Annotated in this window: 24 protein-coding genes and 1 tRNA gene; 17 read left to right on the top strand and 8 right to left on the bottom strand. The window is 63.3% G+C overall.

Annotated elements, in window-relative coordinates; genetic code table 11:
* The first annotated feature begins 93 nt into the window (after positions 1-93).
* Positions 94-468 (top strand): helix-turn-helix domain-containing protein, encoded by a 375-nt coding sequence (locus PSQ39_RS17355; RefSeq protein ID WP_273928159.1) that lies wholly within the window; start codon positions 94-96, stop codon positions 466-468.
* Here PSQ39_RS17355 and PSQ39_RS17350 read toward each other — a convergent pair.
* Positions 462-1277, bottom strand: a complete 816-nt coding sequence (locus PSQ39_RS17350; protein ID WP_273928157.1) for an NADAR family protein — start codon at positions 1275-1277, stop codon at positions 462-464. The genes PSQ39_RS17355 and PSQ39_RS17350 overlap by 7 nt on opposite strands.
* A 4-nt stretch (positions 1278-1281) precedes the next feature.
* The gene (locus tag PSQ39_RS17345; RefSeq protein WP_273928155.1) at positions 1282-1983 is read right to left on the bottom strand and encodes a hypothetical protein; all 702 of its coding nucleotides are present in this window, start codon (positions 1981-1983) and stop codon (positions 1282-1284) included.
* Between the two features lie 310 nt (positions 1984-2293).
* On the opposite strand from PSQ39_RS17345, the gene PSQ39_RS17340 reads away from it, so the two are divergent.
* Positions 2294-2599, top strand: coding sequence for a helix-turn-helix domain-containing protein (locus PSQ39_RS17340; RefSeq protein WP_273928153.1), 306 nt, complete (start codon positions 2294-2296; stop codon positions 2597-2599).
* Between the two features lie 174 nt (positions 2600-2773).
* Positions 2774-3817 carry a phage/plasmid replication domain-containing protein gene (locus PSQ39_RS17335; RefSeq protein ID WP_273928151.1) on the top strand — a complete coding sequence of 348 codons (1044 nt, stop codon included), beginning with the start codon at positions 2774-2776 and terminating at the stop codon, positions 3815-3817.
* 12 nt (positions 3818-3829) lie between these two features.
* Here the strand turns inward: PSQ39_RS17335 and PSQ39_RS17330 are convergent, their stop codons facing one another.
* Entirely contained in the window at positions 3830-5056 is a 1227-nt protein-coding gene (locus PSQ39_RS17330) for a hypothetical protein (protein ID WP_273928149.1), read from the bottom strand.
* A gap of 703 nt (positions 5057-5759) precedes the next feature.
* Complete coding sequence (gene hrcA / locus PSQ39_RS17325) at positions 5760-6764, bottom strand: heat-inducible transcriptional repressor HrcA (protein ID WP_273928147.1); 1005 nt, start codon at positions 6762-6764, stop codon at positions 5760-5762.
* Between the two features lie 28 nt (positions 6765-6792).
* Here hrcA and PSQ39_RS17320 point away from each other — a divergent pair, with 28 nt between their 5' ends.
* Genes PSQ39_RS17320 through rapZ form a run of 3 tightly spaced genes read left to right on the top strand, consistent with a single transcriptional unit; the run spans position 6793 to position 10223 of the window.
* A complete protein-coding gene (locus tag PSQ39_RS17320; RefSeq protein ID WP_273928145.1) occupies positions 6793-7689 on the top strand; it encodes an NAD kinase in 897 nt (298 codons plus the stop codon).
* 2 nt (positions 7690-7691) lie between these two features.
* Positions 7692-9368: a DNA repair protein RecN gene (gene recN / locus PSQ39_RS17315; RefSeq protein ID WP_273928142.1), complete on the top strand. Its 1677-nt coding sequence runs from the start codon at positions 7692-7694 to the stop codon at positions 9366-9368.
* A gap of 3 nt (positions 9369-9371) precedes the next feature.
* Complete coding sequence (rapZ, locus tag PSQ39_RS17310) at positions 9372-10223, top strand: RNase adapter RapZ (RefSeq protein ID WP_273928140.1); 852 nt, start codon at positions 9372-9374, stop codon at positions 10221-10223.
* A 91-nt stretch (positions 10224-10314) separates the two neighbouring features.
* On the opposite strand, the gene mutY is transcribed toward rapZ, so the two are convergent.
* From mutY to mutM, 3 genes are read right to left on the bottom strand one after another with little or no spacing between them, the layout of a single operon-like run.
* Entirely contained in the window at positions 10315-11418 is a 1104-nt protein-coding gene (mutY, locus tag PSQ39_RS17305) for an A/G-specific adenine glycosylase (protein ID WP_273928137.1), read from the bottom strand.
* Entirely contained in the window at positions 11415-13376 is a 1962-nt protein-coding gene (locus tag PSQ39_RS17300; RefSeq protein ID WP_273928135.1) for a dynamin family protein, read from the bottom strand. Before PSQ39_RS17300 ends, mutY begins: the two co-directional genes overlap by 4 nt.
* 49 nt (positions 13377-13425) lie before the next feature.
* Positions 13426-14241 carry a bifunctional DNA-formamidopyrimidine glycosylase/DNA-(apurinic or apyrimidinic site) lyase gene (mutM, locus tag PSQ39_RS17295; protein WP_273928133.1) on the bottom strand — a complete coding sequence of 272 codons (816 nt, stop codon included), beginning with the start codon at positions 14239-14241 and terminating at the stop codon, positions 13426-13428.
* A gap of 83 nt (positions 14242-14324) precedes the next feature.
* On the opposite strand from mutM, the gene PSQ39_RS17290 reads away from it, so the two are divergent.
* The 7 genes from PSQ39_RS17290 to pth all read left to right on the top strand — a co-directional run bounded on the left by PSQ39_RS17290 (position 14325) and on the right by pth (position 20190).
* Positions 14325-16025: a tetratricopeptide repeat protein gene (locus PSQ39_RS17290; RefSeq protein WP_273928131.1), complete on the top strand. Its 1701-nt coding sequence runs from the start codon at positions 14325-14327 to the stop codon at positions 16023-16025.
* Between the two features lie 98 nt (positions 16026-16123).
* Positions 16124-16570 (top strand): outer membrane lipoprotein LolB, encoded by a 447-nt coding sequence (locus PSQ39_RS17285; RefSeq protein ID WP_273928129.1) that lies wholly within the window; start codon positions 16124-16126, stop codon positions 16568-16570.
* A gap of 61 nt (positions 16571-16631) precedes the next feature.
* Complete coding sequence (ispE, locus tag PSQ39_RS17280; protein ID WP_273928128.1) at positions 16632-17516, top strand: 4-(cytidine 5'-diphospho)-2-C-methyl-D-erythritol kinase; 885 nt, start codon at positions 16632-16634, stop codon at positions 17514-17516.
* Positions 17517-17536: 20 nt separating this feature from the next.
* Positions 17537-17613, top strand: a tRNA-Gln gene (locus PSQ39_RS17275).
* Positions 17614-17660: 47 nt separating this feature from the next.
* Positions 17661-18620 carry a ribose-phosphate pyrophosphokinase gene (locus PSQ39_RS17270; RefSeq protein WP_273928125.1) on the top strand — a complete coding sequence of 320 codons (960 nt, stop codon included), beginning with the start codon at positions 17661-17663 and terminating at the stop codon, positions 18618-18620.
* A 125-nt stretch (positions 18621-18745) separates the two neighbouring features.
* Positions 18746-19363: a 50S ribosomal protein L25/general stress protein Ctc gene (locus PSQ39_RS17265; protein WP_273928123.1), complete on the top strand. Its 618-nt coding sequence runs from the start codon at positions 18746-18748 to the stop codon at positions 19361-19363.
* Between the two features lie 137 nt (positions 19364-19500).
* Entirely contained in the window at positions 19501-20190 is a 690-nt protein-coding gene (gene pth / locus PSQ39_RS17260; protein ID WP_273928121.1) for an aminoacyl-tRNA hydrolase, read from the top strand.
* Positions 20191-20196: 6 nt separating this feature from the next.
* On the opposite strand, the gene PSQ39_RS17255 is transcribed toward pth, so the two are convergent.
* Entirely contained in the window at positions 20197-20454 is a 258-nt protein-coding gene (locus PSQ39_RS17255; protein ID WP_273928119.1) for a YfhL family 4Fe-4S dicluster ferredoxin, read from the bottom strand.
* A gap of 287 nt (positions 20455-20741) precedes the next feature.
* On the opposite strand from PSQ39_RS17255, the gene PSQ39_RS17250 reads away from it, so the two are divergent.
* From PSQ39_RS17250 to PSQ39_RS17235, 4 genes are read left to right on the top strand one after another with little or no spacing between them, the layout of a single operon-like run.
* Positions 20742-21692 (top strand): ABC transporter permease, encoded by a 951-nt coding sequence (locus PSQ39_RS17250; RefSeq protein WP_273928117.1) that lies wholly within the window; start codon positions 20742-20744, stop codon positions 21690-21692.
* Complete coding sequence (locus PSQ39_RS17245) at positions 21689-22561, top strand: ABC transporter permease (RefSeq protein WP_273928115.1); 873 nt, start codon at positions 21689-21691, stop codon at positions 22559-22561. Before PSQ39_RS17250 ends, PSQ39_RS17245 begins: the two co-directional genes overlap by 4 nt.
* Before the next feature lie 25 nt (positions 22562-22586).
* Positions 22587-23618 carry an ABC transporter ATP-binding protein gene (locus PSQ39_RS17240; protein ID WP_273928209.1) on the top strand — a complete coding sequence of 344 codons (1032 nt, stop codon included), beginning with the start codon at positions 22587-22589 and terminating at the stop codon, positions 23616-23618.
* Positions 23615-24457 carry an ATP-binding cassette domain-containing protein gene (locus tag PSQ39_RS17235; protein WP_273928113.1) on the top strand — a complete coding sequence of 281 codons (843 nt, stop codon included), beginning with the start codon at positions 23615-23617 and terminating at the stop codon, positions 24455-24457. Before PSQ39_RS17240 ends, PSQ39_RS17235 begins: the two co-directional genes overlap by 4 nt.
* Positions 24458-24522 lie beyond the last annotated feature (65 nt).

Below are 24522 nucleotides of genomic sequence, written 5' to 3'. Positions count from 1 at the left end.
TCGACTTTTGGGTTGAATTCTTGCTTGGCTTCATTGGACTGATACGTATCTCGAACTAGTTAATAATGGAAATATAGACGAATCTCGTAGCAGATGAAGCGAGATACGTCCGACTTAGATGAGCAATGGGGAGCGCGACTCAGGCGTGCCAGGCTCGCGAGCGCACTTTCGCAGCGAAAGTTAGGGGTCGATATTGGGTTGGATGAATCGGCAGCCAATGCCAGGATCAACCGATATGAAACTGGTGTTCATCGGCCTGATCTGCTCACGGTGAGCCGCATCGCCGATGTGCTGGGCATACCCGTGGCGTACTTCTATGCGGACACCGATGAGCTGGCCGACCTGATCTATCGGTATGGCCGAGCTTCTGCCGCTATGCAGAAGTCCGTCAAGAAGCTGTTGGCGGATGTTCCTGGCTTACCGCCCGAGGCCCCGCTGAAGCACTCACCGGGCAAGACCAGTCAGTAAATCTCCCGAAGTTCAGCGGCAAGTTCTTCGATCAAACCGTCTGCCACGCCAGTCACCACGACGGAAATGCCCAAGGCCAGGAACCGCCTACGCAGATTGCCGTGCTGCTCAAACCGTGCCCGCAGCGCAGCTTTCATGACACGCCGGTACTCACTGCTGAGCGGTTGACTTCGCCACTCCGGCGCCAAAGGCCACGGCCAATCTCGCGGGTGCGCCGTCCGCCAGTACTGCCCCTCCAGAACAAACGGGTGCGCACTGGCCGGATGTAGCCAGCCAAACTCATCTTCCGGGGAGCGGACTGAGATGCTAGGCACTTCGGCGCGTTCATCTTGGGGCGACAGTTCGATGGCGCCGTCCAGGTCGCGGCGGTACATGACGCTGCACCAACCTCGGTCTAGCAACCGAAGCCTGAGGCAGTTCGAGGCGCCATGCTGCCCAAGGTCCGCCAACAAAAACACCGACTGCGCCTTGCCAACATGACATAGCCCTGGCCACTGGTCGGGCCTCAGTGATAGCCGAGGCTCGCAGGCACTAAAGAGCCCGCCAACATCCTCCGCAGGCACAACATCAAAGCGGTAGCCCAGCGTTTGGACAGCACCGTTCGACCGGAAGCCGATCACAGTGCCTGTCTGACAAGCAGAGAACCGCAGCGGCGACCTGAAGACCAGCGCAGAGTGCTCGAAGTGGAGCGCCATGGCGCCCGCCAGCAAGCTGTCGCCCACCACGCCGGGCCGATTGCCAGCCGCACGCCACGGCTGGATCAGCTCTATTCGGCGCAGCGGCTGGAGCAGCAACTGTTCCAGCACCATGGCATCACTCCTGTGGGGTGATGCCGGCTGCGCCTTCCGTGGCAGGGGCCTCGGCAGTCGTATCGGGCTGTGCTGACGCGGCATCTGGCTGCTGCACACCTCCGTCAGCCACCGCAGCCGGTTTGGGCGCCTTCTTCGCCGTTGTCGGCTTGGTCTTCTGCCTCGCTTCTGTCGCCGCCGTCACCTTAACGGGCTTCGCCTTCTTATCGCTGGGTGCCTTGTCGTCGTTGCTGACCGATTCGACCGGTTCGGCCGCTGCCTTTTTGGCGCTCTTTTTAGGCGTGCTGGGCTGCTCGCCAACCAGCACCGGCACGAAGGTATCGAGCTTGATGCGATTCCAGTCCCGGCGCTCTTGCTGCTTCAGCCAAAAGCCGGGGTCCAGCACCCGCTCGTCACCATCCGGCAAACGCTCGAAGACCACCAAGTGCGAATTACCCGTGCTGGGCATCTTGCGCGTCTCCATGATCGCCAGCGATGGCATGGCAGCCAGGCTCTTGAACGGCGCCTTCTTGCCATGGCCGATGCCGAAATGGGCCAGCATCTTGTACAGGTTTTCATGTGTGGTCGTGTACGGCCCATCCTTTGGATAGCCCAACTCCTTCACGGCGAACTTGCGCACGGTCTCCAGCGATTTGCCGGACACCATGGCAACACATGCCAGACCGCAGTCGGTCAGCGTCTCTTGGGTTACCAGCTTCACAGCCATTTCGTCTCTCCTTTGCTGAGTCGGTTCATCTCTCGTTCCTTTCAAGGGTTGGCACGGTCATGCAGCGGCGTGCCAGTGCTGCCAGAGGCACGGGCTGTCATGTGTGCGTTGGGGGTTTCGCGGCGGTGCCGCAGTGAGATACGAGCGCAGCGGTCAGTCTGATCGGTGGCCGTTTCGGCTCGCGCTTTACCGTTTTAGCCGCCTGCGATCAGGTCTGGCAAGCGGCGTGTGACTTCGCCAGACACATGTTCTGGAGACGTAAGACGCTCAGGTCAGCAGCTTTTACCACCAGAACTAGCTGGCTTTAAGCGTGCGATTTACCACCCCACAAAGAGCGCGTTTTGAATTACTGGAAATCTACAGTGAACCCATTGCAACAACGGAGCGAAGGATGAAACAACCTGAGACCAGTAACGCGCTATTGAGCGAGGCCGAGGCCGCAGTCATTTTGGGACTGAAGAATGCCAAGACGCTGGCGGTTTGGCGGTGTACCAAGAGGTATGAACTGCCTTACGTGAAGTACGGGCGCACGGTGCGCTATCGGCGCAAAGACCTGGAGGCCTTCATCGAGGCCAAGGTGGTTTACCAAGCCACTCCAAAAGGAGGTCGCGCATGAAGCCGTAAGACCATGTCATTTCGCACCGGGCCTCGGCACGAGTGCACCGTGTAATACATGTATATACGTACATATTGGTATGTAGATATGCCATGTATGACTAGTCTAGATATATGAGCTTATAGACCCCCTCTACCAATATGGGTCTGTGGCCAACGCAGAAGTGAGATTGAAATGTTGAATGAAAACAAGGTATTTGCGGACACCATCACCACACAGTTTGACCAATATGTTTCCGGCGGACAGGATGGTGCCGAAGAGGTCAACTCTTCGTCTATGCCACCACGCGCAAAGCGCGTGTCTGTGCCGGGTCCGTTCCATGGCAAGGAATTGAACGTGCTGCACTTGCCGTCAAAGGCCATCTTGGTCATTGAGGGCAGTGTGATTGGATACAACCAAGGGCACAACGTGTTCGGATCATGCAATGTGCCCGCACTGGTCCGTGATGCGTTCAAGGCCGCGCACCGCAAACGCCGGGTGGCCTTTTCGGCAGAAGAAAAGCGCCAAATCGAAAACGAGGAGCACTTGACACTGAAACGGCTCGATGTGGGGGTGAATCTTGAAGTGCCGGAGGGTGTCACGCCCACTCGCCTGCTGGTCGAACTGGCGCATGAGCTGATTGACAAGGGCATCGACACCTCGACCTACGGATATGGTGAAACGGTGTATCGCAATCAGCACTCGCAAGGTTCGTCGCAGAAGTTTTACGACAAGGCCAAGCAACTGATCGACACCAAGAGCCTGCCCGCCGACCTGCCGAATCGCGAGGCCATCTTGAACTTCGCCAAGACCGTCATCCGTTCTGAAGTGGTGCTGCGCTACCCTAAGCTGAAGGCCATGGACATGACGAAGCCACGGGACTGCACATTTCAGACGCTGAAGGCCGAGTTGGAAAGCGCCTTCAATCGCCTGAACCTCCGTGGTTCGGTACGCGCTGGGCTGAGCGGATTGGACCTGCGGGACGTCAAGCACATGTACCGAACGACTTACCGCTGCTGGGAAAACGGGGACGACTTGACGCTGCTGCTGGAACCCAAAGCGTACAAGCGGCAGGTGGCGTACTTCGCTGAAGAGTTGGGCTTCGACATCACGACGCCCCCACCCGAAAGCAACGGCGATTTGGTGCAGTTGGGTGACGTCTTCACCTTGACCAATGCGGTGACGCCGCCGCCCGGACTCTGGAACGGGGAGGACGACGCCGAATGCGCTCTGGCCTGACGAAGTGCTCGATCAGTCCGCCTTCAGCGTGAAAGCCAACGCGACGAGTTGCCGAAAGGCCTCGTCGCTTTTTTCTATGTACTTTTCGCTGCGCATGCCCCAATTCGGGACCATGGCGGGAGTGAGTGCGTCGCCTACAACTTGCTTCAAACCTTGCTCCCTCTTGGGACGCGTGGTTACCTCGATAGCTTCGTCGTCCGGCATATCAACCTCGGCCGAAAAGTCAGAAGACACAGAGCCCTTCGGCACGTCCGATTCGGTCGGTAGATCAGCACACACATCGTCAAACTGGTCGATGATTCCTTTGCGATCCAGACGGGGCACAGCGATACCTTGTTGCATTCTGGCCTCGGCGATTGCGTCCCACGTTCGCAACCAAAATGGGCTCAGCTCCAGCTGCTTAAGCAACACACGCCCTGCCTTGGCTCGTACACGCGGACTGTGCTGAAACGCTGCATCCTCATCGCTCAGTGCGTTCTTGCCTGCCTTGCGCCGCCCTGGTAGAGGCAGCGGGTCGAGCACACTCTGGGCACGCTCCACGGCGATCTCTTGAGCTCGCTCGACCTCCTGCCGAACCGATGCGATTTGCTGGTCAAGCGATGCATCCAACCGGAAGCGAATCAGTATTTCGTTTTGGCGCAGGTAGGTGTTCACCACCCGCGGGCGGTCTGCCGGTGCAGCATTCGATACAACGGTGACGGATGCGGCAGGGGCATTGAACAGCTCGCGTTTGGGCAATCCATCAAAAGGAGTCGTGGGGTCTGGCAAATAGTGCAGCCCCCAAAAGTCCATCACCCATTTGCGCCGATTCATCACGAACCAGGGCTGGCCTGCTGCCGTCTGTGCCTCTATGTACGTGCCGAAGGTGTCGTCTTGAAACGCCATCGGAGGCTCGCACTTGTGCCCACGCAACGGCACATTGGCCCAACCGGGAAAACCGGGCGGGTTGTCGCTGGAATAAAAAGAACTTGAACTTGGCTTGAAAAATGTCGCCGTCTTGATGCCAAGGTCTTCGAGCTTCCGGTACTGCCTGCGGTATCGCGGCATTCGTCGAAGCAGCTCCCAAGCCAAACGGAAATAGTCATCTCGCGTGAAGCTGTCTAAGGGCTTCAACTCGGGGTACTGGCGCTTCTTCCGCCAATTGGCACCCGGAACGAACAGGGCCCGCAATTCCGGCCGCCCTGCATCAAAGCGAAGGAAGTCGCTGAGACTTGAGGTGTTGGGGGCCTTGCTGGACATCGGTCTAATTGTCTTATGAATGGTAGGCCGTGTTGGACTTGAACCAACGACCAAAGGATTCAGGTTTGCATGAGTTTCCCCATTCCCTGGACTATCTCACCACCCTCGCCGCGAATTGCTCCGCGCGTTAGGGTGCCGGGCGCTCTTGGGATGCTTATCGGATTGGCTCCTCACACCCTAGTCTCTGCACCTTCTCGCCTACCGGTCCTTCGACCTGCCTTCAGCGAGCTTGGCTCAGGATTGCCGGGCCATTGACTGGCTGACGGTTTCCCTGAGTTCACCCGGTTTTTCCATTGCCGCTTTCACGGCAAGGTCACCATTTCGATGAGTCCTCTGCTCTAACCAACTGAGCTAACGGCCCATTCATAAAACAACTTCAACTCTCCGCGCTTTCAGCGACCCCAAAGGCCGCCGAAAAACGCCATTTCTCCCTCAGTAGCAAGAACGTAGCAAGCGCCCACCCGCCAACTTCCTCGGTAGCAATCCGGCGGAATCGCCAGACCGCTGTAAGTGCTTGATTTCAAAGCGTTGGAATCAAGCAACCAGTCCGAAAAAAGTGGCGGTTAATCGCTCGGGCCTCTTGATTATGAGTCCTCTGCTCTAACCAACTGAGCTAACGCCCCCCGTGTTCCACTGCGCCAACAGCCTTGTCACAACGACAACACGGCACAGCCAGCAGAACCAGCCTCGATATTGTAAGAGCCTACTTATGGTGGCTCAGCGCGTTGCTGACCAATTTCGCGGTGATGTCCACGATCTGGATCATCCGGTCATACGGCATGCGTGTAGGTCCGATCACGCCCAGGGTGCCAACGACCTGCCCGTTGACCTCATAGGGCGAGCTGACGACCGACAGCTCTTCAAACGGCACCACCTGGCTTTCGCCGCCAATGAAGATTCGCACGCCTTCGGCCTGGCTGGAGATGTCCAGCAATCGCATCAATTGGGTCTTTTGCTCAAACAGGTCAAAGGCGCGCCGCAGGTGGCTCAGATCGCCCGAAAAGTCGCTGACCGACAGCAAATTGCGCTCGCCCGAGATCACCACCTCGTCTTGCGACTGGTCGTGCGCCTCGGAGCTGACATTGACCGCAGCCTGCATCAGGGCGGCGATTTCGCCACGCAGGCTTTCAACCTCGCCTTTGAGCCGCTCGCGCACTTGCTCGATGGCCAGGCCAGCGTAGTTGGCATTGAGCTGGTTGGCCACCTCCAGCAACTGGGCCTGGGTGTAGTCAGACTCGGTGAAGATGACGCGGTTTTGCACGTCGCCGTCGGGCGACACGATGATCACCAGCAAGCGCCGGTCCGACAGGCGCAAGAACTCGATGTGGCGGAACACGGATGTGCGCCGTGGCGCCATCACCACACCCACAAACTGCGACAGGTTGGACAACAGATTGGCCGCGTTGGCGATGACTTTTTGGGGTTGCTCGGGGGCCAGTTGGGGGGTCAGCAGCTGTTCGCGCTGCACGGTCAGCATGGTGTCCACAAACAGGCGGTAGCCGCGCGCCGTGGGGATGCGGCCAGCCGAAGTGTGGGGGCTGGCGATCAGGCCCAACTCCTCCAGGTCCGACATCACGTTGCGGATGGTGGCAGCCGACAGCTCCAGCCCCGAGGCCCGCGAGAGCGTGCGCGACCCGACAGGCTGGCCGTCTGCGATATAGCGCTCCACCAGCGCTTTCAGCAACAACTTGGCACGGTCATCGAGCATGTCACGATTTTAATGATGTAATTTATTGATGAAGTCCAAATTCCAGCACGTCGCCCTGATCGGCAAATACCAGACCCAAGGGGCTGGCCCGAATGCCGTCAGCTCGCGCATGGTGTTGGACGATATCGCCCACTTCCTGGCCCGTCAGGGCTGTGAGGTGGTGCTCGAAAGTGAGACCCTGGCCAACACGGGCTTGAACCAATACCCGGGTATGAGCGTGGAGGCCATTGGCACCCATTGTGACCTGTGTCTGGTGGTGGGGGGCGATGGCACCATGTTGGGCATCGGCCGGCGCCTCGCGCCTTACGGCGTGCCCATGATCGGCATCAACCAAGGGCGGCTGGGTTTCATCACCGACATTCCGCTTGAAAACTACCAAACCACGCTGCACCCCATGCTGCGCGGCGAGTACGAAGAAGACCACCGCAGCCTGATGCATGCCCGCGTGATGCGCGACGGGCATTGCGTGTTTGATGCGCTGGCGCTCAACGACGTGGTAGTCAACCGGGGCGGCACGGCTGGCATGGTGGAGCTGCGTGTCGAGGTCAACGGCCACTTTGTGGCCAACCAACGCGCCGACGGGCTGATCATTGCCTCGCCCACGGGCTCAACCGCCTACGCGCTGTCGGCTGGCGGACCGCTGCTGCACCCCTCGATTCCAGGCTGGATCCTGGTGCCGATTGCGCCGCACACCTTGTCCAACCGACCCATCGTGCTGGCCGACGCGGCCGAGGTGGCGATCGAGATCGTCAGCGGGCGCGACGTCAGCGCCAATTTCGACATGCAGTCGCTGGCATCGCTGTTGCTGGGCGACCGCATCACCGTGCGGCGCTCCGAGCACCGGGCCCGCTTTCTGCACCCCAAAGGCTGGAGCTACTTCGACACGCTCCGCAAAAAAATGCACTGGAACGAAGGAGGCTCCTGACCGTGGCGCTCAAACGCATCACCCTGCGCGACTTTGTGATTGTGGAAGCGCTGGAGCTGGACCTGGCCCAGGGCTTCACCGTGCTGACCGGCGAGACCGGCGCCGGCAAGTCCATCCTGATCGATGCCGTGCAACTGACCCTGGGCGCCCGCGCCGAGGCCTCGGTGGTGCGTGACGGTGCCCAGCGCGCTGACCTGTGCGCCGAGTTCGACCACACGCCCAGCGTGCTGGCCTGGCTGCAAGAGGCCGGGCTGGACGGCGAAGACAGCCTGCTGCTGCGCCGCACCGTGGACACCCAGGGCAAAAGCCGCGCCTGGATCAATGGCACCCCCGCCACCGCCACCCAGCTGCGCCAGCTGGGCGACCTGCTGCTGGACATCCACGGCCAGCACGCCTGGCAAAGCCTGACCCGCCCCGAGTCGGTGCGCGGCCTGCTGGACGCCTACGCCCAACTTGACACCCGTCCGCTGGACGCTGCCTGGCAGCAATGGCGCCAGGCCCAAGGCGCACTGGAATCAGCCCGCGCGGCCCAGGCCACCTTGCTGCGCGAGCGCGAACGCCTGACCTGGCAGATCGGCGAGCTGGACAAGCTAGCCCCCGCCCCGGACGAGTGGGAAGAACTCAGCAGCCAGCACACCCGCCTGTCCCACATGCACACCTTGCTGGAGGGCGCCCAAGCGGCGCTGGACATTTTGGAGGCCGAAGAGTCTGGCGCGCTGTCCCTGCTCTCGCGCACCCAGTCCAAGCTGCAAGAACACGAGCACCTGGAGCCTGAATTCCAGGCCATTGCCGACGTGCTGGCCAGCAGCTTGGCGCAAGCCGAGGACGCAGCCCATTCGCTGCACGCTTGGCTGCGTCGCACTGACCTGGACCCCGACACCCTGGCCCAACTGGACCAACGCCTGACCCAATGGATGGGCCTGGCGCGACGTTACAAGCGCCCCCCCACGGACCTGTCACAGCTGCTGGCCGACTGGAAGACCGAGCTGCGCGCCCTGGACGCTGCCGCCAACCTGGACCAGCTGGAACGCAACGCGACCCAGGCTGAACAGCACTACCTGGCCACGGCGCGCCAGGTGTCGCGCAGCCGCGCCGTGGCGGCGCCCCAGCTGTCGCGCGCCATCACCCAGGCCATGCAGTCCCTGGGCATGAAGGGGGGCCGCTTTGAGGTGGCCCTGCCCGCGGCGGCCCAACCCACGGCCAGCGGCCTGGAGGACGTGGCCTTTTTGGTGGCCGGCCACGCGGGCACCAGCACCAAGCCCGTGGGCAAAGTGGCCTCGGGCGGTGAGCTGTCGCGCATCGCGCTGGCCATTGCCGTCACCACCAGCCAGCTGGGCCAGGCGCAGACCCTGATTTTTGATGAGGTGGATTCGGGTGTCGGTGGTGCCGTGGCCCAAACCGTGGGCCGGCTGATGCGCCAGCTGGGCCAAGACCGCCAGGTGCTGGCCGTGACCCACCTGGCCCAGGTCGCGGCCAGCGCCCACCAGCACCTGCGGGTGGCCAAGGTCACCGACCCACAAGGCCACACGCGCAGCGGGGTGGCCCCGGTCAGCGGAGAATCGCGGGTGCAAGAAATCGCCCGCATGCTGGGCGGTGAAACCCAGTCTGAGGCCTCGCTGGCCCATGCCCGTGAAATGCTGGGCGCCGAGCCCCCTGCCCCCCGCAAAAAAAGAGCCTGAACCATGGACATCATCCTCATCACCGGCATGTCGGGCTCGGGCAAGTCGGTTGCCCTGCACGCCCTGGAAGACGCCGGCTTTTACTGCGTGGACAACCTGCCGCCCGAGCTGCTGCAGCCCCTGGTCGCACTGGAACAAGAGCACCACGCCCACAAGCTGGCCATTGCCATGGACGTGCGCAGCGCCACCTCGCTGCCCCAGGTGCCAACGCATTTGGCGGCCTTGCGTGAAGCGGGCATCACGGTGCGCTCGCTGTTTTTGGACGCCACCACCGACATCCTGGTGCGCCGCTATTCCGAAACCCGGCGCCGCCACCCGCTGTCGCAAGGCGCGACCCAAGAGCGAGCCCTGGTGCAGGCCATCGAGCTGGAACGAGAACTGCTGGCCGACCTGCGCGACCAGGCGCATGTGATCGACACCAGCTTCATCCGCGCGGCCCAACTGCAACGCCACGTCAAAGACCTGGTCTCGGCCCCGGCCAGCCAGCTGACCCTGGTGTTCCAGTCTTTCGCCTTCAAGCGCGGCATCCCGGTCGACGCCGATTTTGTGTTTGATGTGCGCATGCTGCCCAACCCGCACTACGAGCCCGAGCTGCGCGCCCTGACGGGCAAGGATGCCCCGGTGGCCGACTACCTGGCCGTGCACCCGCAGGTGCAGGACATGCAGCAACAGATCGCCGACTTTGTGTCGCGCTGGCTTGAACCCATGGCGCGCGACCACCGCAGCTATGTGACGGTGGCCATTGGCTGCACCGGCGGCCAGCACCGCTCGGTTTACCTGGTGGAGCAGTTGGCACGGCAATTCGCCAGCCAGTGGGTGACGCTGTCGCGCCACCGCGAGCTGGACAGCCAGTGAGCCCAAGCCCATGAAGGCGCCAGGCGCTGTGGGCCTCTGACCACGCTCAGTCCTCCACCCAACTCAACGCAGGTCTTCGGGCCCCTCGCCTTCAGGTGGACGCGCCCGCCTGCTGCACCAGCACCTTTCGGATCGGTGTCGGTAGCCCGGCCGTGGGCCAAACATCGGCCCCCAACCAGCGCCCCGGCAGCACGTCGACCTGCGGACTGAGGCCCGCCGGAACCCGCAAGCACACCGGGTGCAGGTACAAATCCCGGTGCGTCAGCACATGCAGGAAGGGCTCTAGCACCTGCGCTGAATCGAGGGTCACGGCACACCCCAAGGCCGCTTGCAAGCCCAGCTTCAATCCAGCCTCGTCCTCAAACACGGGCAGGCTGTCCATGCCCGCCCAAATGCCTTTTTGCGGTCGCTGCTGCAACCACACTTCACCCTGCGGGCCCTGCAAGAGCAACAGCCACCAGCGTTCGGCTCGGCGCTTGAGCTTGCGGGTACGCACCGGGTAACGCTCAGGCTCACCCGCGGCCTGGGCGCGGCAAATGGGCTGCAGCGGGCACAGCAGGCAGCTGGGCTTGCGCGTGCTGCACACCGTGGCCCCCAGGTCCATCAGGCCTTGCGTATAGGCCGGCATGTCGGGCGACCGGGGCCAGGCCTGACCGGGCTCGGCTGGCGCCGCCTCTGGCAGCAAGTCGGTGGCCAGAGCCCACAGGCGGCGCTCCTCGGCGGCCACAGCCAGGTCACCGTCAAAGGCCAGCGCACGGGTCAGCACGCGCTTGACGTTGCCATCCAAAATAGCGACCTGCTCCTCAAAGCAAAACGAGGCGATGGCTGCGGCCGTGGAGCGACCAATGCCCGGCAAGGTGGCCAGGGCCTCAGCCGAGCGCGGAAACGCCCCACCGTGCTCGCTCATCACCTGGCGGGCACAGGCATGCAGGTTGCGCGCGCGGCTGTAGTAGCCCAGGCCGCTCCACAGACCCAGCACCTCGTCCTGCTCGGCTTGGGCCAAAGCAGCCACATCCGGGAAGCGGGCTAAAAAGCGGGGAAAGTAGTCCAGCACGGTTGACACCTGGGTCTGCTGCAACATGATTTCCGACAGCCAGACGCGGTAAGGGTCGCGGGTGTTTTGCCAGGGCAGGTCATGGCGCCCATGCGCGCGCTGCCAGCGGACGACCCGCTGGGCCAGGGTTTCCATCGTCATGCAGAAAAAGTCTCGGTAGGGGGACGGGCGGGGACCTGGTCCACCGCCTCGAGCAAATCATCGGTGAGGCCGCACAACTGCTTTTCCAGTTGCTGCAGCTTGGCTTCGCTGGCCTCGATCTCGGCAATGCGCTCAGCCAGGCTGGAGGCCGCCTGCTGAATGCGGTCAATCGCCTCCAGGCGGCGGATGAAGCTGCGCCGGCGCTCACGCACCTGCGAATCCATCTGCGCCACGGCGGCGTGGCTCCAGGTCTGCAGGTCGCTGGAGGCGGTCTCCAGCACCACGCGCAGCCGCGTGCCCAGGGCCCGCACCAGGCGCTCGGCAAATGCCGGCTGGGCCAACTTCAAGGCGTGGCTGAAGGTCAGGTACTGCAGGTGGCCGCTTTCGATGCGGGCCAGATCCGCTTCGTAGCGGCTCATGTCGGGCGGGTTGGGCACCTGAAGCGAGAACCCATATTCGGCATTGAACTGCTTGAATGAACTCGCCAGCATGGACTGCAGCTCGCCACTGGCCTGCACAGTGCTGGCCAGCACCCGGCGCAGCTCGGCAAAAGCGTCGCCGTAAGCGCGGCGCACCCCCAGCTTGAAGCCGGGTTGGCGCAGCGCCTGGGTGAGCTGGGTCAGCACCAATTTGAGGTTGCCGGTGGAAAGCGGGTGCAAGGCCTCGCGCTGCAGCTTCAGGTGCACGGACTTGACTGCCTGGACCCGTGCGTGGCTCTCGTCAAACTCACCTTGTTCTTGCTCGATGCGCAGCCGCATGCTGTGAATGACCGAAGCGTTCTTGCCGTGCAGGCCGTTGAGCTCCAGCATCTGCTCGGCCAAGTCGCGGCGGCGGATGTTGAACACCCGACCCAACTCCAAGCGCAGGCTGCCCACGCCTTGCGACACGGCCTGCTGCAAAATCGCCCGCCGCTGGCCCAACAGGCCCTGACCCAGGGCGTCTTCCAACGCTGGCAAGCGGCTGGCGGCCAGCAGGGCGGCGTCTTGCGACACCTTGGCCACCAGGCCTTTTTGCGCCGACACGGCCAGCACCTGCTGCTCGGGCACCCCCAGCATCTCGGCCGAATGGGCGCGTTGGCGCTGGATTTGCGACTCAATTTGCTCCGGGCTGCTGAGCGCGTCCCACAGCGTGTCGATTTTGTTGAGCACGACCAGGCGCGAGGCCGTCGTGCCCTCGGGTGGGCTCAGGTGTTCGCGCCACATGGCCAGGTCCGAGCGGGTCACGCCGGCGTCGGCAGCCAAGATGAACACCACCGCATGGGCCTGCGGAATCAGGCTCACGGTCAATTCGGGCTCGGCGCCCACCGCGTTCAGACCAGGCGTGTCCAGGATCACCAGGCCCTGCTCCAGCAGGGGGTGGGCCAGGTTGATCAGGGCGTGGCGCCAGCGCGGGATTTCGATCAGCCCTGCCGCGTCGGGCAAGGGGTTGTCTTGGGGGTCGTCGTCGTGCCAAAAACCCAGCGCGCGGGCCTCGTCCTGGCTCACGCGAATGACCTCGGACACCATCTCCAACGTGGCGGCCAGGGCTTCGGGGTCTTGCAGGTCCAGGTCCAGGTGGGTCCACTGCTCGGGCTGCTCGCGCCACTCGGCCAGGGCCAGGGGCTGCAGTCGGGTCTGCACCGGCAGCAGGCGCAGGCAAGCGGGCAGCTCGGGTTCGTAGCCCAGCTCAGTGGGGCACATGGTGGTGCGGCCCGCCGCTGCCGGCATGATGCGGCGCCCATAGCCGGCAAAGAACAAGGCGTTGATGAGCTCTGACTTGCCGCGTGAGAACTCGGCCACAAAGGCCACCGTGACTTTGTCGGCGCGCACCTGAGCTTCCAGGCGCTGCAATTGGGCCTGGACGGCCGTGTCGGCCAGGCGGTGGGTGCGGGTCCATTCGCCCAGTTGCTTCAGGCGCAGCGCAAAGTCACGGCGCCAGGCGCCATGCTGGTCAAATTGTTCGTTGAAAGAAATGCCCACGGTGGTCCTGATCGGCTGTGCCGGTCAATATAGCACCGCCCCAAGCCCCTCAGGGGCGCTGGCAAACCGGGCAAAAAAAGGTCGAACGTTGGCCCTGCTTGAGCAGGCGCACCGGGGTCTCGCAACGCCGGCAAGGCAGTCCGGCGCGCCCGTAGACCGCCGCCTCCAACTGAAAGTAGCCACTCTCGCCCTGCGCATTGCTGAAGTCGCGCAAGGTGCTGCCACCCTTCTCCACCGCTCGGCCCAGCACATCGCGGATGGCGGTATGCAACAGACGCGCACGCGGCAGGCTGATGCGGTCCGCCCGCGTGGTGGGGCGAATGCCCGCCAGAAACAAGGCCTCCGACGCGTAGATGTTGCCCACCCCCACCACCACATCGCCCGCCAGCAAGACCTGCTTGATGGCCGAGCGCCGTTGTTTCAGCCCTGCATGAAAGGCATCCACTTGAAAGGTGTCACCCAGCGGCTCCAGGCCCAGGTGGCCCAGCAGCTTGCGCGCCACCGGGTCGGCTTCGCTGGCGGCGTGCACCACGGCGCCAAAACGCCGGGGGTCATGCAAGCGCAACAGGCCTTGGTTCGTCAGCAGGTCAAAGTGGTCATGGGTGCCCGCGGGCACGCCCGCCGGGGCAAAGGTCAGGCTACCCGACATGCCCAGGTGCAGCAGCAACAGCCCCTCATCCAGGTCCAGCAACAGGTATTTGCCGCGCCGGCGCACGCCCAAGACTCGGCGCCCGACCAGGTCGTCTGGGGCACAGCCCAGGGGCCAGCGCAAGGGCTTGCCCAAGGTCACGGACGCGATGCGGGCCCCGGCAATGCGGTCAGCAAAGCTGCGCCGGGTGACTTCGACTTCAGGTAATTCAGGCATCGCGCACTTCGTTGACAGGCATGGATTATTATGGGTCGATGTTGCCATTTCTCCGCTTGGGCCCTGTTGCCATCGCTGTTTTGATGACCCTGTCCGGGTCCGTCCTGGCCCAGACGCCGCCCCCCGAGGCGGAGCCCGAAAGCAAGGTGGTCAACTCGTCTCTGGACGCCCAACTGTTCTACGAGATTTTGCTCGGCGAGATGAACGCCAAGGGCAATGAGGCCGCCACCGGATTTGCCCTGCTGCTCGACAGCGCACGCCGCACCAATGACGCGCGACTGTTCCAACGCGCCATGGAGGTGGCCCTGCAGGCGCGCTCGGGCGAGTCGGCCTTGCAAGCCGCACAGAACTGGCGCCTGGCCCAACCTGACTCGCGCGAAGCCAACCGCTACGTGCTGCAAATCCTGATCGCGCTGAACCGCATCAACGACACGGCTGAACCCCTGCAACGCGAATTGGCCATGACGCCACTGGCGCAAAAGCCGCAGGCCCTGGCCGCCATCGTGCAAATCTACAGCCGCGTGGGTGATCGCGCCCAGGCCGCGCGCTTGGTGGAAGAGGCCCTGGCCAAAGAACTGGTCGACCCCGCCGTCGGCGTTGATGCCTGGATGGTGGTGGGCCAGATGCGCCTGGCTGCCGGACGCAAACCCCTGGCCTTGGATGCGGCGCGCAAAGCCTTGATGCTCAAGCCGGGGGCGGAAGCCCCGATCCGCCTGGCGCTGGAGTTGATGGACCCGCAACTGCCCGCCGCCGAGGCCATGATCAAGCAGTACCTGTCCACCTACGCCCGCCCGGACCTGCGCACGGCGTACGCCCGTGCGCTGATCAGCGATCAGCGCTACGCAGAAGCGCAGCAGCAGCTCGAAAAAGCCACCCACGACCGCGCCGACCTGCCCGAAGCCTGGCTGATTCTGGGCGCCTTGCAGGCAGAACAAAACCAACAAGCCGCCGGCCAGCGTTCGCTGGAACGCTACTTGAAACTGGTGGCTCAACAGCCTGAGGACGAGGCCCGCCAACGGGGTGAATCGCAGGCCTATTTGTCGCTGGCCCTGCTGGCCGAAAAGCGCCAGGACACCGAGGCCGCCCAAGGCTGGCTCAACAAAGTCAGCAGCCCCGCCCTGCAAGCCACGACCAAAGCCCGGCAGGCGTCGATCCTGGCCCAACAAGGCCGTGTTGAAGAAGGCCTCAAACTGCTGCAATCGCTGCCCACCAGCACCCCAGCGGAGGCTCGCTCGCGCCTGATGGCCGAGGTGCAGTTGCTGCGGGGCCAAAAGCAGTTCGAGGCCGCATTCCAGCTGCTGGACAAGGCCTTGGTCGACTTTCCTGACGACGCAGATCTGCTCTATGACCAGGCCATGCTGGCCGACAAACTGCAGCGCTACGACGTGATGGAAAAGCTCTTGCGCACCATCATCGAACAGCAACCCGACAACCAAAACGCCTACAACGCGCTGGGCTACTCGTTCGCCGAACGTGGCGTGCGTTTGCCCGAAGCCCGTGAGTTGGTCAACAAAGCCCTGAGCCTGGCGCCCAACGACCCCTTCATCAGCGACAGCCTGGCCTGGGTGGAGTTCAAGGCTGGCAACCTCAACGAGGCGATCCGCATCCTGGAGAAAGCCTTTCGCAGCAAGCCCGACCCGGAGATTGCGGCCCACTTGGGCGAGGTGTTGTGGGTGGCTGGGCAAAAAAGCCGCGCTCAAAGCGTCTGGAAAGAAGGCCTGGCCCTGAGCAAAGACAACGAGTCCTTGCTTGAGACCCTGCGCCGCTTCAACGTCAAGCCGTGAGTCCCCGGCCAGAACCACGGCAGTGGCAAAACCGGTTGGCACCGGCTCGAAGCCAACGCCGCCCTTTTCTGAACCAAGGTTTGGCACTGGGGCTGTCCATGCTCCTGGGCGCCTGTGCCCCTCCCAGGCGCCAAACCAGCAGCGTCCCGCAGGCCGCTTGGTATGGCCGCCTGGCCATGAAGGTGGACAGCCTGCCGCCACAGTCCTTCCATGCCTCGTTCGAGTTGCTGGGGCAGCCCGAGGCCGGCACGCTGCGCTTGTTCACCCCGCTCGGCGGTACAGCGGCCGAGCTGCGCTGGCAGCCCGGCCTGGCCGTGCTGCAAAGCGCAGGCGAGATCCGAAACTACGCCAGCATGGACGAGCTCACCCTGGCCCTGACCGGCGCCGCCCTGCCGCTGGCCGCCTTGTTCCATTGGCTGCAAGGCGAACAAGTCACGCTGGCAGGTTGGCAAGTTGACCTGACCCAACTTGACCAGGGGCGCCTGCACGCCCAGCGCCTGGAGCCCACGCCCACCGTGGACCTGCGCGTGCTGCTGGAGCGCTGAACAGCGCGTCCATGCCCCCCCCTGAGCGCCCCAGCCTTGAGGGCACCGGATAATGCGCCCCATGAAGGCGATATACGACGTCTTGGCCCCCGCCAAGCTCAACCTCTTTTTGCACCTCACAGGCCGACGGCCCGACGGCTACCACCTGCTGCAGTCGGTGTTCATGCTGGTGGACTGGTGCGACACCCTGCACTTTGAGCTGCGCTCGGACGGCCAAATCCAACGCGAGGACCTCAACGTCACCCTGCCCGCAGACGACCTCATCGTGCGCGCAGCGCGGCTGCTGCAGCAAACCGGCCACACCTCACTGGGCGCTCACATCAGCGTGCACAAAAGCATCCCCGCCCAGGCGGGGATGGGCGGCGGTTCATCCGATGCCGCCAGCACCTTGTTGGCCCTCAACCGCCTGTGGAAGCTGAAGCTCAGCACCGAGCAGCTGTGCGCGCTCGCCTTGCAGCTGGGTGCTGACGTTCCATTTTTTATTCGTGGCCGGAACGCTTGGGTCGAGGGAATTGGTGACATAATACGCCCGCTGGAAACAACAGCGCAGTGCCCGACAGGCCGCTTCATCATCGTGAAGCCACAGACCGGATTGGAGACTGCGAAAATATTTTCAGCGCCTGAGTTGAAGCGGGACAAAAAGCCTGCTACAATCGCAGGCTTCGCTGCTGATCATTACCACTTCGGTGAAAACGACCTGCAGCCAGTTGCTCAAAGGCTTTGTCCTGAAGTAACCCAAGCCCTGGAATGGCTTGAGTTGCAAGGATTGAACCCAAGAATGACTGGTTCTGGAAGTGCTGTGTTTGCGCACATCCCGGAGCAGCATGAGTCAAAGCTGGATTTAGCAAGTGCACCAGGCACTTGGCAGATCAAGCAATGCAGCAATATGGAAGTTCATCCTTTACTGGGATGGGCAACCAGCGACAAGTCATCGGTGGGTGTCTAACTTTAGACATCAACCCGTGTAGGGGAGTCGCCAAGTTGGTTAAGGCACCGGATTTTGATTCCGGCATTCGAAGGTTCGAATCCTTCCTCCCCTGCCAAATACGTTGCACGTACAGGCATTTTTCTTTCAGATCGCTGGACGCTCATGCAAGCCACCCCACCTGATTTCATGGTTTTCACGGGCAACGCCAATCCTGGTCTGGCCGCTGATATCGCCAAAAACCTCGGCACTACCCTCGGTGCAGCCCATGTGGGCCGCTTCTCCGATGGTGAAGTCACTGTAGAGATCAACCAAAACGTTCGTGCCCGCGATGTGTTCGTGGTTCAGTCCACCTGCGCACCGACCAACGAAAACCTGATGGAACTGCTCATCATGGTGGACGCTTTGAAGCGTGCATCGGCCGAGCGCATCAGTGCCGTGATTCCCTATTTCGGCTACGCCCGTCAAGACCGCCGTCCGCGTTCGACCCGCGTGCCGATCTCGGCCAAAGTGGTAGCCAATCTGCTGCAAACCGTGGGCGTGGCCCGCGTGCTGACCATGGATTTGCACGCTGACCAAATCCAAGGTTTCTTCGACATCCCGGTCGACAACATCTACGCTTCGCCCGTCCTGCTGGGTGACCTGCGCCAAAAGCAGTACGAAGACTTGATCGTGGTGTCGCCAGACGTCGGTGGTGTGGTGCGTGCACGCGCCCTGGCCAAGCAACTCGGTTGCGACCTGGCCATCATCGACAAGCGCCGCCCCAAGGCCAACGTCAGCGAAGTGATGCACGTCATCGGCGAGATCGAAGGCCGCAACTGCGTGATCATGGACGACATGATCGACACCGCTGGCACCTTGGTCAAAGCGGCTGAAGTTCTCAAAGAGCGTGGTGCCAAGAAGGTCTATGCGTATTGCACGCACGCCATCTTCTCGGGCCCGGCCATCGAGCGCATCTCCAAGGGCTCGGCCCTGGACGAGGTCGTGGTGACCAACACCATCCCCCTCAGCGATGCCGCCCAGGCCTGCGCCAAGATTCGCCAACTCTCCGTGGCTCCGCTGATCGCCGAAACGATCCAGCGCATTGCCCGCGGCGAGTCGGTCATGAGCCTGTTCTCCGATTGAGAAAGCCCCCGCACGGGGGTTTTCACGTTGCGTGAACACACTGCGGGCTGAAGGCCAAAAGGCCTCTCAGCCCATTTTCAAAATAGGGTCGCACTGGTCGCGGTCGGCCCCACAAGGAGTTAGTCATGAAATTCGTCGCTTTTGAGCGCGCCAAGCAAGGTACGGGTGCGAGCCGCCGTCTGCGCATCACCGGCAAAACCCCCGGTATCGTTTACGGTGGTGATGGCAAAGAGCCGCAACTGATCGAAATCGATCACAACGCTCTGTGGCACGCCCTGAAGAAGGAAGCCTTCCACGCCAGCGTTCTGGACATGGAACTGAACGGCCAAGAAACCAAGGTTCTGCTGCGCGACGTGCAATACCACCCGTTCAAGCAACTGGTGCTGCACATCGACTTCCAACGCGTTGATGCCAAGACCAAGATGACCACCAAGGTGCCGGTGCACTACAGTGGCGAAGATGAGTCTTCGGCTGTCAAGCTGGACAAGTGCATGATCAACCACATCGTCAACGAACTGCAAATCACCTGCCTGCCGGCCGATCTGCCTGAGTTCATCGCTGTGGACCTGACGGGCCTGAAGAAGGGCGTGTCCCTGCACCTGAACGACATCACCCTGCCCAAGGGCGTGGTGGCTGTCACCCACGGCAAGAAGAACCCGGTTCTGGTGTCCGTGGTGGCTCCGGTGGAAGAAGTGGCTGCTCCCGTGGCTGCCCCCGCTCCCGCCAAGAAGGGCAAGAAGTAATTCAGGCTTGGCCTGAGTGACTTCGGTCTGTTTGGCTCGGCAAAACAGACCCACACCCCACTGCTCAACGGCCCACCTTGGTGGGCCGTTTTGCTTTTCATCCTCGCCAGCCACTGACGCTGCGGATAATCTGTTCCATGATCAAGCTGTTTGTAGGCCTGGGCAACCCGGGCACCGAATACGAAGCCACCCGCCACAACGCGGGTTTTTGGTGGATTGATGAGCTGGCACGCTCGCTCAAAGTCAGCCTGGTGCCTGACAAGGCCTACTTTGCGCGTGTGGCACGCGCCCAGGTCGAGGGCCAGACCATCTGGCTGCTGGAGCCGCAGACCTTCATGAACCTCTCGGGCAAGTCCGTGTCAGCGCTGGCCCGCTTCTTCAAGATCCAGCCCGAAGAAATCCTGGTGGTGCACGATGAGTTGGATGTCGTGCCGGGCGAGGCCAAGCTCAAACTCGGCGGCAGCCACGCCGGGCACAACGGCCTGCGCGATATCCACGCCCAATTGGGCACCGACCGCTACTGGCGCCTGCGCCTGGGCATTGGCCACCCAGGCGACCGTGCTGAAGTGGTGGGCTGGGTGCTGAAAAAGCCACCGCAGGAACAACGCCAGGCGATCGAAGACTGCATCGCACGCACCCTGAAGGCCGCTCCTGCACTGATGGCAGGCCAAATGGACAAGGCCACCTTGCAAATCCACACCAGCAAGCCGCCACGCCCCAAGCCCCCGCGCCAGCCGGCCCCGGCCACCCTTCAGGCCGACGCTGGCGCGACCGCGGCTGCTCCGGCCGTCGACCACGGCAGCACGCCCCCCATCGCACAGGGCTGATCCGCCTCAGCGGGCTGCGTCAGCCTGCAAACGCAGGTATTTCTGCATCAGTGTTTCTTGGTTTTCCACGTGCTGCGGATTGACCGGGATGCACGCCACCGGGCACACCTGGACGCACTGGGGCTCGTCAAAGTGGCCCACGCATTCGGTGCACTTGTCGGGGTTGATTTCGTAGATCTGAGGCCCCAGGAAGATGGCTTCATTGGGGCACTCGGGCTCGCACACATCGCAGTTGATGCACTCGTCGGTGATCATCAAAGCCATATGCACTCCAGGCAGAGAGCGGGGTTCGGGGTAGCGAACCAAGGACGGGAGGAACAGAACATGGGCTCTATTATCCCGCCCTGGCCCCTGGCCTGTCGCACGGCGCCCGCTTTTACCCTGATGCAGCCCCAGGCGTCAACGCCCATTCAGTAAACACTACATGAGTGTGTCGCTTTTAGACGGCAGCGCGCCTGCTGGGCTGCGTGACACAGCGGTTTCATATATGCTGGATTTTTTGCAAGGAAATCCCCACGCTCGGTCTGTCCGGGCCTGTGCTGCCCGGCCCCATGAGCCTGTTCCTGTTCAAACGATTCCTGACCTTCATCGCCACGCTGGTGGGGGCTTCGGCCCTCATTTTTGTGGTGCTGGAAATCCTGCCCGGCAACGCCGCCCAGATGCTGATGGGGCCCGATGCGGCGCCTGAGGCGGTGGCCGCCCTGACCAGCAAACTTGGCCTGGACCAACCCGCGCTGTCGCGCTACGCCCAATGGGTGGGTGGGCTGCTGCAAGGCGACCTGGGCAACAGCTACGTCTACAGCACCCCGGTGCTTGAGCTCGTGCTGGAGCGCCTGGCCCTGACCGTGCCGTTGGCTCTGTTGGCCATGCTGATCACCACCGCCCTGGCCCTGGCCGCGGGCCTGTATGCCGCCTCGCACCACAACCGGGTGGGTGACGTGGGCATGATGAGCCTGGCCCAAGTGGGCATTGCCATCCCCAATTTTTGGTTCGCGATCCTGCTGATTCTGCTGTTCTCGGTGCACCTCAAATGGTTCTCGGCCGGGGGCTTTCCGGGCTGGGAAGACGACCCGCTGGACGCCCTCAAATCGCTCTTGCTGCCCGCCGTGTCGCTGGCTGTGGTGCAGGCCGCCATCCTGGCGCGCATCACCCGATCGGCTGTGCTGGAGGTGATGCGCGAAGACTTTGTGCGCACCGCTCGCGCCAAAGGCCTGAGCCGCCGCGCCACCCTGTGGGGCCACGTGCTGCGCAACGCACTGATCCCGGTCATCACCGTCATGGGCCTGCAGTTTGCCAACCTGCTGGCCGGCACCATCGTGGTGGAAAACGTGTTCTTTTTGCCCGGCCTGGGCCGGCTGATTTTTCAGTCCATCGCCAACCGCGATCTGATCGTGGTGCGCAACTGCGTGATGCTGCTGGCCAGCCTGGTGGTGGTGGTGAACTTCGTGGTGGACCTGCTCTATGCCGTGATCGACCCGCGCGTGAAAGCCAGCGACATATGAACGCCGTTCTGCCCGCCACCCCGCGCCTGGCCCCGCCCAGCTTCTGGCAACGCGCACGCCGCCACCCCAGCTTTGTGCTGGGCGCGCTGCTGACGGCGGCTCTGGTACTGGCGGCGGCCCTGTCCTGGGTCTGGACCCCTTATTCGCCCTACGAGGTGGACCTGAGCCTCAAGCTGCAAGGCCCATCCTGGGCGCACTGGCTGGGCACGGACACCTTTGGCCGTGACGTGGTGTCGCTGCTGCTGGTGGGGGCTCGGAGTTCCATCGCGGTGGGCCTGATCGCCGTGGGCATTGGGGTGAGCCTGGGCACAGCCCTGGGCCTGCTGGCCTCGGCCCGGCGCGGCTGGACCGAAGAGGCTGTGATGCGCCTGGCCGACTTCACTTTTGCCTTCCCCGCCATCCTGTCGGCCATCATGCTGACGGCGGTGTTCGGTGCAGGCATGGTCAACTCCATCATCGCCATCGGCATCTTCAACATCCCGACGTTTGCGCGCATCACCCGCGCCTCGGCCAATGCGGTGTGGTCGCGTGAGTTCGTGTTGGCAGCCCGTTCTTGTGGCCGCAGCCCGTGGCAGATCACGCGCGACCATGTACTGCCCAACATCCTGTCGGTGCTGGTGGTGCAGGCCACCATTCAGTTCGCACTGGCCATCCTGGCCGAAGCCGCCTTGTCCTACCTGGGCCTGGGCACGCAGCCGCCGCAGCCCTCCTGGGGCCGCATGCTCAGCGAGGCGCAAACCATGTTGTTCCAGGCCCCCTTGCTGGCAGTCTTCCCGGGCCTGGCGATTGCGGGCGCAGTGCTCGGCCTGAACCTGCTGGGTGACGGCTTGCGCGACTTGCTCGACCCCCGCTTGGCGCGCAAACGCTGAGCCCCGAATTTTTTGCTTGCACCCGATGGCCCTGCTCGAAGTCAATGACCTCCACATCCGGCTGCAAACGCCGCGCGGCCCTGCCGACGCTGTGCGTGGCCTGAGTTTCTCGCTGGAAAAAGGCGACGCCCTGGGCCTGATCGGCGAGTCCGGCTGCGGCAAGTCGCTCACCGTGATGGCCTTGATGGGCTTGCTGCCCGAAGGCGCCCAGGTGCGTGGCAGCATCGTCTTTGACGGGCAGGAGCTGGTCGGGCGCGACGAGTCCTTTTTGTGCGGCCTGCGCGGCAACCGCATGGCCATGATTTTTCAAGAGCCCATGACCGCGCTCAACCCGGTGCACCCGATCGGGCGCCAGGTGGCCGAGCCGCTGCGCCTGCACCGTGGCCTGTCGGCCAGCGCGGCGCGCACCGAAGCCATTCGCTTGCTCGACCGCGTGGGCATCCCCCATGCAGCCAGCCGCATCGACGCGCACCCGCACCAGTTCTCGGGCGGACAGCGCCAACGCATCACCATCGCCATGGCCCTGGCCTGCCAGCCCGACTTGCTGATCGCCGACGAGCCCACCACCGCGCTGGACGTCACAGTGCAACGCCAGATCCTGGACCTGATCAACGAGCTGGTGGACGAGCGCGGCATGGCCTTGATGCTGATCTCGCACGACCTGGGCGTGATCGCCAACAACGTGGACCAGATGCTGGTCATGTACGGCGGCAGCGTGGTCGAGAGCGGCCCCACCGAAGCCGTCTTCGCCCACATGGCCCACCCCTACACCCGCGGCTTGTTCGCGGCCCGCCCCAAGCTCGGCGCGCGGCGGGGCCCCGGTCCGCGCCCCTTGCTCAGCACCATTGCCGGCACCGTGCCGGAGTTGGTGGACCTGCCCCCTGGCTGCGCCTTCGCCGGGCGCTGTGCCTTGGGCACCGAGCATTGCGTGCAACAACGCCCGGTGGCCGAAGCCCTGCCCTCGCCTGCGGCAGCCGATGCCGCCCACGGCGCGCTGGAACCCCATCTGGTGCGCTGCTGGCACCACCAGGCCCCGTTGCCGGAGGCCCAAGCATGAGCGCCAACCCACCCCTGCTGCACGTGCACCAACTGGTGCGCGAATACACCTTGCCGCGCGAAAGCCTGTGGCGCCCGGCTGGCCGGGTCAAGGCTTTGCAAGGTGTGAGCTTTGACATTCAAGCCGGGCGCAGCCTGGGCATCGTGGGCGAATCGGGCTCGGGCAAATCCACGCTGGCCCGCCTGGTGATGGCGCTGGACCAGCCCACCTCGGGCCAGGTGGAACTGCAAGGCCAAAACCTGCACGACCTGAGCCCCAGCGCGCTGCGCCAGGCGCGCCAGCATTTTCAGATGGTGTTCCAAGACCCTTATGGCTCGCTGGACCCCCGCCAGACCGTGGAGCGCATCGTCACCGAGCCCTTGTATGGCCTGGGCGAGCAGCGCAGTGTGTCCCGCGACAGCGCGCGCCAGCAAGCCGGCGAGGTGTTGCGTGAGGTCGGCCTGCGCCCCACCGACCTCGACAAATACCCCCATGAATTCTCCGGTGGCCAGCGCCAGCGCATCGCCATCGCCCGCGCCCTGATCACCCGGCCCCGCCTGATCGTGGCTGACGAACCCGTCAGCGCGCTGGACGTGTCGGTGCAAGCCCAGGTGCTCAACCTGCTGCAAGAGCTGCAAACCGAGCACGGCATCACCTACTTGCTGATCAGCCACGACCTGGCCGTGGTCAACCACCTGTGCGACGACGTGGCCGTGCTCTACCAAGGGCAGATCGTCGAGCAAGGGCCGCCCGATCAACTCTTCACCCAGGCCCAGCACCCCTACACCCGCAGCCTGGTGGAAGCCGTGCCCCAGGCCGAACCAGGGCGGCGCCAACGGCGCGCGCGCCGGCCTGCCTGAACCCCATGAAGTTCGCTTGGTGCTGCCAGCCCTGCGCGGGCTTCTACAATGAAATTGAAGGCTTT

The sequence above is a fragment of the Curvibacter microcysteis genome (assembly GCF_028649455.1).
Lineage (GTDB): Bacteria > Pseudomonadota > Gammaproteobacteria > Burkholderiales > Burkholderiaceae_C > Curvibacter > Curvibacter microcysteis.
This window is presented reverse-complemented; position numbering and strand designations above follow the sequence as displayed.